Source organism: Microbacterium sp. AR7-10, from assembly GCF_001878835.1.
Taxonomy (GTDB): Bacteria; Actinomycetota; Actinomycetes; order Actinomycetales; family Microbacteriaceae; genus Microbacterium; species Microbacterium commune.
In genome coordinates this window covers 1-10,909 of record NZ_MJIR01000065.1, presented here as the reverse complement: position 1 = coordinate 10,909, position 10,909 = coordinate 1, and the positions used below count along the sequence as shown (strand labels likewise).

General features: G+C 70.9%; 10 protein-coding genes, 2 tRNA genes and 1 pseudogene. All 13 read right to left on the bottom strand.

The features are described from left to right. The coding region (locus tag BFN01_RS09155; RefSeq protein ID WP_177243841.1) for an ATP-binding protein at window positions 1-1,725 on the bottom strand (1,725 nt) is incomplete at its 3' end. Next, window positions 1,722-2,564: a DUF4194 domain-containing protein gene (locus tag BFN01_RS09150; protein WP_083428743.1), complete on the bottom strand. Its 843-nt coding sequence runs from the start codon at window positions 2,562-2,564 to the stop codon at window positions 1,722-1,724. The genes BFN01_RS09155 and BFN01_RS09150, both read right to left, overlap by 4 nt. Continuing rightward, window positions 2,557-3,135 (bottom strand): annotated as a pseudogene (locus BFN01_RS15845) (DUF3375 family protein); the annotation flags it as partial. The gene BFN01_RS09150 and the pseudogene BFN01_RS15845, both read right to left, overlap by 8 nt. Before the next feature lie 2 nt (window positions 3,136-3,137). Then, window positions 3,138-4,019 (bottom strand): DUF3375 family protein (locus BFN01_RS15840; RefSeq protein ID WP_256221099.1); only part of this gene is annotated, 882 nt, incomplete at its 3' end. 93 nt (window positions 4,020-4,112) lie between these two features. Further along, window positions 4,113-4,186: transfer RNA gene (locus tag BFN01_RS09140), tRNA-Met, on the bottom strand. Window positions 4,187-4,218: 32 nt separating this feature from the next. Then, a tRNA-Thr gene (locus BFN01_RS09135) sits at window positions 4,219-4,290 on the bottom strand. A 66-nt stretch (window positions 4,291-4,356) separates the two neighbouring features. Continuing rightward, complete coding sequence (locus tag BFN01_RS15980; protein ID WP_305728269.1) at window positions 4,357-5,505, bottom strand: M23 family metallopeptidase; 1,149 nt, start codon at window positions 5,503-5,505, stop codon at window positions 4,357-4,359. A gap of 280 nt (window positions 5,506-5,785) precedes the next feature. Continuing rightward, complete coding sequence (locus tag BFN01_RS09125) at window positions 5,786-6,580, bottom strand: inositol monophosphatase family protein (RefSeq protein ID WP_071643663.1); 795 nt, start codon at window positions 6,578-6,580, stop codon at window positions 5,786-5,788. Continuing rightward, window positions 6,577-7,998: a hypothetical protein gene (locus BFN01_RS15210; RefSeq protein WP_071643662.1), complete on the bottom strand. Its 1,422-nt coding sequence runs from the start codon at window positions 7,996-7,998 to the stop codon at window positions 6,577-6,579. Before BFN01_RS15210 ends, BFN01_RS09125 begins: the two co-directional genes overlap by 4 nt. A gap of 73 nt (window positions 7,999-8,071) precedes the next feature. Continuing rightward, entirely contained in the window at window positions 8,072-8,881 is an 810-nt protein-coding gene (locus tag BFN01_RS09115) for an enoyl-CoA hydratase/isomerase family protein (protein ID WP_071643661.1), read from the bottom strand. 220 nt (window positions 8,882-9,101) lie between these two features. Beyond that, window positions 9,102-9,593 carry an FBP domain-containing protein gene (locus BFN01_RS09110; RefSeq protein WP_071643660.1) on the bottom strand — a complete coding sequence of 164 codons (492 nt, stop codon included), beginning with the start codon at window positions 9,591-9,593 and terminating at the stop codon, window positions 9,102-9,104. A gap of 9 nt (window positions 9,594-9,602) precedes the next feature. Beyond that, window positions 9,603-10,085, bottom strand: coding sequence for a nucleoside deaminase (locus tag BFN01_RS09105; RefSeq protein ID WP_071643659.1), 483 nt, complete (start codon window positions 10,083-10,085; stop codon window positions 9,603-9,605). Window positions 10,086-10,098: 13 nt separating this feature from the next. Further along, the gene (locus BFN01_RS09100; RefSeq protein ID WP_071643658.1) at window positions 10,099-10,791 is read right to left on the bottom strand and encodes an ankyrin repeat domain-containing protein; all 693 of its coding nucleotides are present in this window, start codon (window positions 10,789-10,791) and stop codon (window positions 10,099-10,101) included. Window positions 10,792-10,909 lie beyond the last annotated feature (118 nt).

The window sequence follows — 10,909 nt, the reverse complement described above, 5'->3', positions numbered from 1 at the left end:
CGGCGTCGGACGGTGGTCGAGGCGCCCCGGGAGGGTCCGCGCGTCGGCGTTCGGCGACTCGGCCAGCCCGGTCTGCACGCCCTCGTAGCGCAGGCGGATCGGCAGACGCACCTCGTCGATCGCCGCCCGGAACCGGTCGATGTGCGCATCGTCGAGCAGCAGCGTCGTGGCGAACCCGCCCAGGGCGAGGTTGAACGCCTCACGCCATGGCTCGAACTCCGTGCGCACCTCGATCAGCTCGCCGACGAACGGCAGGTCGCCGACGTCGAGACCCGCGGCCTCGGCCAGCAGCATGCGCGCCCGGTCGAGAGCGGGAGGGATGCTGCCGCGCAGCCGATCCGCCTCAGCGCGCTCTTCGGCGAGCGCGCGGCGGCGCTTCGCGAGCGCCTGCCTGGCGGACTCGGCCTCGGCGAACGTCGCCCTGGCCTGGCGGCGGGTGGATGCCTCCGACTGCGCGGCGCGGGCGGTCACCTGCACCTCGGCGAACTCCTCGGCCGTGGCCGCGGACAGTCCCAGCTCGGCAAGCACGGTGTCGAAGCGGTCGCGCTCACGCTGCACCTCGGCAAGGCGCCGCTCGACCGCCCGCAGCTCACGCTGCGCCGTCTCGAGCCGGTCGCCGCCCGACTGGCGCAGCAGGTCGAGCAGGCCGTCGCGCTCGGCTTCGGCGGCGTCGACGAGCGCCTTCTTCTCACGCAGGGTCAGATCGAGCGCGTGGGTGCGCTCGCGCAGCTCGTCCTCGACCTCGCGCAGCAGATCGAGACGGCGCTCGGCCCGCCACAGCGACGCGCGCGAGTCAGGCGAGGCGAAGTCACCCACCTCGTCGATCAGACGCACCTGCTCCGCTGCCGCCGTGATCCTCTCCCGGATGCCCGGGATCGGCTCCAGCGCGTTCACCTGCTGGCGCGCGGTGATCATGCTCGCCCGAGTGCTCTCGAGCTCGTCGAAGTGCGCGACCACGGCATCCGCCGTCGCCATCGTCTCGGGCTCTTCGAGCACCAGCCGCTTGTACAGGTCGTCGACCGTCGTGATCTGCTGCCCGGCCTGGATGCGCGCGAGCAGGCTCATCGCCTTCGCACCGGAGCCGGCCGCACCGATACCCAGCACGGCATGCAGGCGGGCGGAGAACTCGCGGTCGGTGGCCAGCGTATCGAGGCCGAGTGCCCGCAGCGCCGGGTCTCCGAGCCGCTGCGACGCCGCCTCTTCGAGGCGCGCGAGGTCGAAGAATGCGTCGGTCGTCGCACGCACCCGCACGGTGTCTTCCAGGATGCGGGCGCCGGCAGGGATGTACCAGGCGCGCAGCGCGGTGAACCGCGAGCCGTCGTGGTCGAGCCACGTCATCGCGATGGCTGTCCAGGTGTCTTCGCCGTCGCCGCGCAGCACACGCAGCCTGGTGCCCTCGTCGGTGCGCGACTCGTCGATCTTGCCGCGGCCGTACGAGAGGATGTTGCGCTGCTCGTCGCCTCGAGGACGCCCGGTGATCCCGCCGTTGGAGGCGCCGTTGAAGGGCGTCGTGTGCGGCATCATCAGCGCGATGTACGCGTCCATGAGCGTCGACTTGCCCGACCCCGACCCGCCACACAGCATGGTCGCGTTCGGCGAGAAGCGCACCCGGTGCGGGCCGCCGTCATACCCGCCCCAGTTGATCAGCTGCAGGTCCTCGGCGACCCACTGCTGACCCCGGGAGTCTGCGGGGATCAGCCCGAAGAGCGTGTCGAGCATCGTCACAGCGCTGCCTCCTTCTGGGCGGTGGGCGTCTGGGCGGTCTGGTCGGGGGCGGTCTGCTTCTCGGCGGTTGCGGCTCGGGATGCCTGCTGCGCCGCCTGCTCACGCAGCCACGCGCGCAGCTCGGCGAGCTTCTCTGCGCTCAGCACGACCTCGACGAGGGGGCTGATCCGGTAGCGACCGAGGGTCTCCTCGTCGATGACGCCCTCGCGATCGAGCCGGTCGAGCGCGGCGCGGATCGCCTTCTGCTGACGGGCGGTGCTGCCGTCGGCATCCGTCAGATAGCTGAGCACGGTCTGCTCGATGTCTTCGATGTCGATGCGCGGCGCCGGCTCCCCCGCCGCCGATTCGCGCTGGAAGACCGTGCGCAGGTGCACCAGCACGAGCGTCTCGGTGCGGTTGTAGGGGGCGTCCTTCAGCAGGATCGGCACCTCGAACTCGTCCGAGCGCACCTGCTGCTTGTACGCCAGGCCACGGCCCAGATCGACGACCAGGCGCAGGTACATGTCGTGCATCCGCGACTCGATCAGCTGCTGATGCTCGAGCAGCAGAGCCCACTCGGCGCGGTTGTCGGCGCTGAGGAACCGCCGCTGCAGCACGTGCACGAGCACGCGCCGCACCTCAGGGTCGAGAGTGCCGCGGTCACCGGGGAACAGCTCGTCGGGGTCGTCCTCCATCGCGACCGGGACGATGAAGGGCGCCTCGGTCTGGTCGCCCGCGCGGTCGTCGGCCTGTTCCGGGATGCCGAACGCCTGTTCCGTGGCATCCGCACCGGCGTTTCCCCTCTCTGAACCGGATGCCGGGCCCGCGGCCGGGCCCGAAGCAGCAATCTCGTCAGTCATCATCGTCCTCCTCGGCGGCGCGAGCGGTCACCGAGACGAACGCGAAGCGTCTCGTAGTGCCGTCGGGGCGCAGCGTCTCGACGGTCGACAGACCGTCGGTCTCGTTCATGCCGTTGCGGTGCGCGATCTCGAGCAGACCGACCAGGTCCACCGGACGGCGCGTGTCATCGGGGGCGTGGGCGAAGGCTTCCGCCAGATCGAACTCGTCGCCGAGACCCGCCACGTACGTCTCGAGCTCGGCGTACCGCGGCCCGCCCCACGAGCGCGAGTCGGCTTCGAGGTACTCGACGTCGTCGGCATCCGTCAGCGGGGCAGGAGCCCCGGGCGGGCGCACATCGCCCACGGTCTGGCGCAGTCGTCCGAGGTCGATGAGAGGCAGGCTGCGCACCGGATCGACGGTCGCGTTCGACGGTGCCGCCTGCGCCCAGCGGTGCAGGCCCGAGATGACGTCGCGCAGCAGGTCGTCGATCTGCCTGTCGCGCAGCGGGTCGTGGGTCTTCACCTGACCGGTGATCACGTGCGAGGCGCGGCGCTGCGCGGCGAGCACCTCTTCGACGCCCAATTCGACGCGNNCGCGTCGAACTCCGCACGCTGGGTCGGGTCGAGGTGACGGGCGAACGGGTGCGCGAGCAGGTCGTGCAGCTGCTCGGCGAGCGCGTCGATGCGCTCGGGGTCGCCGATCAGCCGCAGCGCTCCGGCGAAGGCGCGCCCTTCGAGGGTCGACTGCATGACGTCCTTCGCGCGCTGCAGGTACTCGCGCAGCACCTCGCCGGTCGGGCGCTCGTCGCGTCGCAGGTGGGCGACGACATCGCGCTGCATCGCCTTGAGCGACTCGGCGACGCGGGTGAAGTCGGCGGGCAGCTCGCGCGCCAGATGCAGGATGTTCTCGGCCTCTTCGTACAGCTCTTCGTCGTCGACGGTGACCGTGCCGTCGGCCTGCACCCGCAGGATCTCGGCGTCGATGGCGTCGCGCTCGGCGGTCAGCCGGGCGATGCGCTTGATCGGGTCGGCCTCGGCCTCGTCCGCCAGCCGTTCGACCGCGTCGAGCAGGGTGCGCACCCGCGAATTCGACACGCGGGTGCGGCCGCCTCCGGTGCGGCCGGTGATCTCGAGCGCCTCGACCGCGTGCGCGGAGAGCCGGTACACCTCGACGTCGTCGTCGATCTGCTGCACGAGCCAGCCCTGCTTCGCCCACGTGCGGCAGACCTCCCGCCCGCTGCCGGACGGGATGCGACGGTCGTCGTCGTCGTGGCCCGCTGAACGCAGTTCGTCGAGCGCCTCGGCGACCTCGGCGTGCGCGTCGGCGACGGGCACGGCGGGCCGTTCTGGCGAGAAGAGCATCGACAGCGCGGCGATGACGAAGGGCGCCTGGCGACCGTGAAGCAGCCCCAGCGTCGGCGTGCGGAACGCCGCGAGGGAGCGAGAGTATGCCGCCTCGGCACGCGCGCCAGTCACACGCTCAAGTTTATCTGGCGGACCTGGTGCTCCCGTCCCCGCCGCCTGGCGGCCAAACGACAAAACCCCCGGATAACCGGGGGTTTCAATCTGTAGCAGGAGCGGGGCTTGAACCCGCGACCTCACGATTATGAGTCGTGCGCTCTCACCAACTGAGCTACCCTGCCGCAGGGCATCCGATCGAAATGCGAATGCTGCGAGCCCCGAGTCAGGATTGAACTGACGACCCCTTCCTTACCATGGAAGTGCTCTGCCACTGAGCTATCGGGGCGTGCCACCCGTTTCCGGGCAACCAGATGAGATTATCACCTCACGGTGTCTCGTGCGAAATCGAGGCCTAGTAGTCGTAACGCCCGGCGTTTCGCTGCATCCACGGCAGCGGATCGACCGTCGAGCCGTTGATGATGATCTCCAAATGCAGGTGCGCGCCGTACGACCGGCCGGTGTTTCCGACGCGCCCGATGACCTGGCCCACGGTGACCTTGTCGCCGGCCTTGACCTGCATCGAGCCCTGCTGCATGTGCGCGTAGTGGCTCGTCACCACCTGACCGTCGATGACGTGGTCGATGTAGATCGTCACGCCGTACGCGCCGCCAGACTCGGTGGCGATGCGCACCGTGCCGTCGGCGATGGCCTGAATCGGCGCACCTTCTCCCGGGACGAGGTCGATGCCGGCGTGCAGTCGGCCCCAGCGCTGGCCGTAGGGCGAGCTCATGGCCACGCCGACCTTGAACGGCCACTGGATCGCGGCCTCGGGGTCGTTCGTGTACAGGCTCTCCGAGAACTTGATGCCCTCTTCGGCAGCCACCTGTGCCAGCGAGACCGACGAGTACGAGTCGGAGCGGGTGAGTGACTCGTCCTGCACATCGGCGGGGGCGACGAACGCCTGGATCTCGCCCTCGCCGACCTTCGTCGAGGAGGCCGCGGTCGCACCGGCGACGAGCGACGCCGACGCGCCGCCCTGCGTGGCGGCGACGGCCGAGACGGGCAGCGTCATCGACACGGCAATAAGGCCGGCGACGCCCATGACGCCGAGGCTCGCGCCGGCGGCGACGAATCGCGAGACCCGCGCACGACGGGGCGCGACGTGCGGGACGACGACACCCGCAGACACGGGCTTGTCGGCCACGGGCACCTCATCGACGGACTGGTCGTCGGCCGGAGCGTCATCCACGGGCCGGAAGCCGAAGGCCGCCGATGCCGCGGTGAACGCGTCCTTATCGCTCCCGGTCGCCTCGGTGAGTGCGTCCTTATCGCTCTCGGATGCGGCCGGATCGACGATCTCGGCCGGCTCCTCGCGCACGGCGGGCGCCGGCGCGGTCGAGGCAGCGGATGCCACGGACGCGACGATCTCGGCGATGACCGCCGCGGGTGCGGCGATGACGGACTCAGGCTCGGTGACGCTCTGACCCTCGGCGCTTCCGCTCGCGGCCATCCGCCGCGCGCGACGGCTGCTCGCGGCGGCCGAGACAGCGGCGGCGGTCACGGCTGCAGCGGCGGCGACAGCGGATGCCGAAGAGGGGACGACCTGGTCTGCGTTCGGAGTCGTCGAGTTCGCGGAGACCTCGGTCGCGGTGCGAAGTCGATTCGAACGACGCGTCGGGGCAGCGGCGTTCTCGGTGTGCTCAGGGGGCAAAACGGATCTCTCGTGTTTCGGGTCAAGCAGATGAGGGCTTGATCACTCTCGTCGTTCGGGCAACGAAAGTAACGATCAGATAAACGATAACGTGCTCAGACTGAAAAAGCCATGAGACCGAACATATCGCTCAGCCGCGCGGTTCGGTGATCAGCTCGCACAGCCGACGGTGGACGTCGGGGCCGCCGGCGACCAGCATGGGCCGGTCGACGCCGGGATCGAGACGGGTCACCACTCCCCCGGCCTCCTCGACCAGGAGGGCTCCGGCGGCGAAGTCCCATGGCTTCAGTCCGCGCTCGAAGAACCCGTCGAGGCGCCCGGCTGCGACATATGCGAGGTCGATCGCCGCGGACCCCATGCGTCGCAGGTCGCGAGCGAGGGTCATCGCGCGCCTGACCGTCACCAGGTCTCCGTCGTGCGTCGCGGGGTCGTACCCGAACCCGGTGCCGAGCAGTGCTCCGGCCGGGGTCTCGGTGTTCACCGCCAGGCGCGTGCCGTCGAGCCAGGCGCCCTCGTCGCGAACGGCGGTGAACAGCTCTCCCAGCGCGGGGGCGTACACCGCTGCGGCGAGGTTCTGCCAGCGCTCGGGGTCGGGCTCACCCTCGACGACGGCGATGCTGATCGAGTATCCCGGGATCCCGTACGCGTAGTTGACGGTGCCGTCGATCGGGTCGACGACCCAGGTGCGTCCACTGGAACCGCGCTCGGCTCCGGTCTCCTCGCCGAGGAATCCGTCATCGGGCAGCTCGACCTGCAGTCGCTCGCGGATCAGCTGCTCGACCTCGCGGTCGGCCTCGGTCACGATGTCGGCGAGCGTGGACTTGGTCGCGGCGAGCGCGACACCCTCGGAGCGTCGCCGTCTCGCCAGGTCGCCGGCTTCGCGCGCGATCTCCGCGGCGAGGGCTCCGAGATCGACGGCGGTCATCGCTGGCCCTCGCTCTCGTGCGGCTCGGCTGAGCGCGACTCGGCTGAGCGCGGCTCGGCTGAGCGCGACTCACCGGTGGGCTGCGCAGCCGGGGAGCTCGCGTCCACCGCGGGCGGAACCGGAGGTGTTGGCGGAACCGGGGGAACCGGAGGAAGGCCGACGCCCTCGCCGGGCGCCGGCGGCGCAGGCGGAACCGGCGGAACGTCGGCGCTGACGCCGGGCGCAGGCGGAACAGGCGGGACGTCGGCGCTGACGCCGGGCGCAGGCGGAACCGGCAGAACCGGTGCCGCGGTGGGCGCACCGGCGCCGCCACCGCCCGCCGGCGCGGACAGACCGTCACCATACGGCGCGGACGGCGCGTTCGGCGCAGACGGCGCGTTCGGCGCGGACGGCGCGTTCGCGGCCGGCGGAACGGGCGGCGCAGGAGGAGCGGGCGGCGCAGGAGGAGGAGCCACGGTGGCGCCGGCGGCCGACCCGCCACCGTGACGCTCGGAAACCCGGGCGAACGGCGCATCGGCATCCCGCCTCGACTCGACCCGGGGCGCAACCGGCGCGCCCGCCGGCGCTCCGTGCCCGTACGCGTGAGGCGGGGCCTCGAGGGTCGGGAAGCTCGAGGTCTGCTGCGGCGCGTATGTCGGGCGACCGGTGTAGTACGCGTTGAGGTCCGGGCTGCCGTCGGGCAGCGCGGGCAGCGGCGTGCGACCGTCGGCGTACGTCGGCCACATCTGCTGCGGGGCGATGGCGGCCGGCTGCGCGGGCCGAGGTGCTCGGGGTGCGAACAGGGCGTTCAGCAGCGGGATCAGCGTCGTGCCGACCGCGGTGAGGATCGCGAGCGCGACCACGATGCGCCAGTACAGATCGTCGTACCGGAACTGATCGGGGAAGGTCAGGTGGAACACCAGCAGAGCGACCAGGCCCGCGAGCATCGCGAACGTGACCATGACGATGACCCGGGTGAACGTCGTGACATACCGACGGGATGCCTTCGTGAACAGGCGCACGTGCGCGAGCGCGAGCTGAAGGACCGCGATCACGAACAGGAACTGGAAGAACCTCGCTCCGGCCCAGCCGTAGGGCTCCGCGGCGTCGTACGGCAGCCAGATCTTCACCGCGCCGACCAGGAGCACGATGATCCAGCTGATCATGCTGGCGAGGGCGAGCCAGTCCGGACGCCGCTCGGCGAGATGTGCTTCGGCGATCGCGACACCCGCGAACAGGGCGAGCAGGAGGATCGTGAGGAACGCCCGCCCGATGATGCCGTCCTGATCGCCGACGAGCACCCAGACCACGCAGACGAGAGCGGCGGCGATCAGCGCTCCGATGGCGATCCAGATCGCGCCGCGCAGCAGTTTCGACGACATCGGCTGGTGCGCATCGGCATTCGCCGGATGCTCGGCTGACGGTGTGACGTCGGACATGGTGAGATCCTCCCGGTCGGTGGTCTCATCCTCGCATGCGCCCGTCAGGACGATCGGATGCTGTGGATAAGCCTCAGCGCCGGCGCGAGGCGGCCGCGAATCCGGCGATGCGCGCCTGCGCGTCCGCCGTGTCGAACGCCGCGCCGATGGAGTCGGCCTCGGCGTTCAGCTGCTCCTCGAAGGAGCGCGCCGGCTGCGAGCGCACCAGGCGCTTCGCCTGCCCGTACGCGGCGGAGGCGCCCGCCAGCCAGAACCGCGCGACCTGCTCGGCGCGCTCGCGCACGGCATCCGCCTCGGCCTCCGGATCAGACCCGCTCGCGTCGGCCGGTCCTGCCACCCGCTCGGCGACGAGGCCCCATTCGACGGCTTCGTCGCCTGACAGCATCCGGTCCTGCAGCAGCAGCTGCAGCGCTCGACGCTCGCCGACGGCGCGTGCGAGCTGCGCCGAGACCGACAGGTCGGGTGTGAGGCCGATGTTGGCGTAGCGGCTGCCGATCGTCGAGCTCGCGCCGACGACCGCGTAGTCGCTGCACATCAGGATGCCCAGCCCCCCGCCCGCCGTCGTGCCATGCGCGGCGGCGACGACGGGGATGGCGGAGGTGGTCAGTGACAGGATGCCGGCGTTGATCACCCGCGCCAGGGCGGTGATCTCATGCCCGCCCGACATGCTCGTCGACATGGCGCGCACGTCGCCGCCGGCGCAGAAGGCGCGGCCGCGTCCTTCGATGAGAACGGCGCCGACATCGTCGCGGCCCACCGCCTCGGCCGTGGCGTCGCGCCAGGCGTGCGCGAGATCGGCGTCGAAGGCGTTCAGGCTCGCGGGACGATTGAGCGTGAGTCGGGCGAGACCCTGGTCGATCGTGAGCAGCAGCGGCTCGGTCATGGCTCTCCTTCGATGCGCAGGACGGGGTTCCAGACTACCTGGTACTGAGCGTCATCCTTGCGGGAGCCGCAGCCGCTGCGAGGTCACTTCGGTACGCTCACGGCCCAAAAACCGTACGGACCTGACCCCGCACGCCCGGGATGCGACCCGCACCACTGCCCGCAGTGCCGCCCGCCGCACCGCCCCTGCGCGCACGGCCGCGCATGCCCCGCCGGCGCGGTCAGTCCTCCGAGAGGACGCGCACCACGAAGTCCTCCATGCGGTGCTTCGTGCCGTCGAGCCGCTGATCGATCTGGCCGGGCGCGCGCACCTCGCTCGGTGCCAGCGGATGCGCGAGTCGCACGTTGTCGTGGCACGACAGGTCGGCGCAGATGTACGTGCCCGCGCTGTCGCCGCGCCGGCCCTTCGCTCCACCGCGCCGCGCCGTCAGCAGCGCCACCTGGTTGCCGGGCTGCATGGTGCGGCAGATGTTGCACATACCCGAGCGCACCCGCGCCGGGTCGGTGGAGCGCAGCACGATGCCCATCGGATGCCCGTCGTGCTCGACGACCACGACCGCGCGTCGGCTCGATTCGGGGTCGCGCCAGGCGAGGAAGTCGATGTAGTCCCAGTCGGTCAGGATGAAGTCGTGGGGCATCCCGATCTGCTCGATCTCATCGGCGTCGGCGTTCTTGATCGCCTCGCGGACCTGGGTCTCGGTGAGTGGTCGCATCGATCCAGTCTAGGAAGACCGGCGCTCCGCGAGGCGCCGCTGCAGCTCCTTGACCTCGTCGACGAGGTCGTCTGCGGGACCATCGACCGGGATGCCGGGAGCGACCGTCCGGATCGGCAGCGCGGCCACGGGCCCGGGCTCGAGTCCCCATTCCGCATGCCACTGCGACAGCTGGTCCGATGACGTCGCGTACACGATGCGGCCGAGGCCCACCCAGGCGTGCGCGGCCGAGCACATCGGGCAGTGCTCCCCCGAGGTGTACACCGTGGCATCCGCCCGCTCCTGCGGAGACAGGTGGGCCGCCGCCCACCGCGCGATCTCGAACTCGGGATGCCGGGTGTGATCGTCGCCGGCCACCCGGTTGCGGTCTTTGAAGAGCACCTGGCCCTCGGACGAGACGATCAGCGAGCCGAACGGCTCATCGCCGGCGTCGAGCGCCTCGCGGGCCAGTTCGACGCAGCGGCGCAGGTGGGTCATGTCTGTGGCGTCCATGGCATCCACCCTCTCATCCGGCGGCGTCGATGACCGCGACGATCTCGTCGTGGCCGTGCTCGAGAGCCAGCTCGCGCGAGGTGCGTCCCTCCCGGTCGGTGATGTCGGGGTCGGCGCCGGCCTCGAGCAGCAGCCCCACGGTCTCGACCTGGGCGGGCCCGCCGTCGTTGAGCACGATCGCCTCGTGCATGGCGGTCCAGCCGAGGTCGTTCACATGGTCGACGGGAACACCCGCCGCGATCAGGATCTTCACCGTGCTCACGTGCCCGTGCTCGCTGGCAGGAATCAGCGCCGTGCCGCCGTAGCGGTTGGTGCTGGTGACGTCGGCGCCCGCATCGATCGTCATCTTGAGGATCTCATCGAATCCCTCCGCTCCCGCGTACAGGAATGCGGAGTCCTGGATGCCGTCCTTCGCGTTCACATCGGCGCCGGCGTCGATGAGCACCCGTGCGATCGGCGGGAGGTTCTTCTTCGTGGCCTCGACGAGCGGCGTCGCGTTCTTCTCACCGCTGCGGTCTTCGAGCGTCGCGCCGTCTTCGATCGCGCGGGCTGTGGCGTCGGGATCCTCCGCCTCGATCGCCGCCCAGAGCGCAGCCGTCGCGCGCTCCGTCGCGTCGGGCGGGGAGGAGTCGGATGCCGGGGCGCACCCGACCAGGCTGCCGAAGGTGAACGCGGCCGCTGCCGCGACCAGTGCCGTGCGAATCATGGTGCCTCCTCGGATCAAGCGATCCGTAGGCCACCGGCCTGTGACCACCGAAAGCCGGGGCGGGGCGGGTCCGGCCGGCCCTGGGGGCGCGACACTTTGGGGGCCGACACTCCAGATG

What these genes read in the sequence shown, in the direction of transcription:
- BFN01_RS09105 (WP_071643659.1), bottom strand. Translation starts at nt 10,085, where the DNA reads ATGGACGCCACAGACATGACCCACCTGCGCCGCTGCGTCGAACTGGCC.
- BFN01_RS09125 (WP_071643663.1), bottom strand. Translation starts at nt 6,580, where the DNA reads ATGACCGCCGTCGATCTCGGAGCCCTCGCCGCGGAGATCGCGCGCGAA.
- BFN01_RS09100 (WP_071643658.1), bottom strand. Translation starts at nt 10,791, where the DNA reads ATGATTCGCACGGCACTGGTCGCGGCAGCGGCCGCGTTCACCTTCGGC.
- BFN01_RS09115 (WP_071643661.1), bottom strand. Translation starts at nt 8,881, where the DNA reads ATGACCGAGCCGCTGCTGCTCACGATCGACCAGGGTCTCGCCCGACTC.
- BFN01_RS09150 (WP_083428743.1), bottom strand. Translation starts at nt 2,564, where the DNA reads ATGACTGACGAGATTGCTGCTTCGGGCCCGGCCGCGGGCCCGGCATCC.
- BFN01_RS15210 (WP_071643662.1), bottom strand. Translation starts at nt 7,998, where the DNA reads ATGTCCGACGTCACACCGTCAGCCGAGCATCCGGCGAATGCCGATGCG.
- BFN01_RS09110 (WP_071643660.1), bottom strand. Translation starts at nt 9,593, where the DNA reads ATGCGACCACTCACCGAGACCCAGGTCCGCGAGGCGATCAAGAACGCC.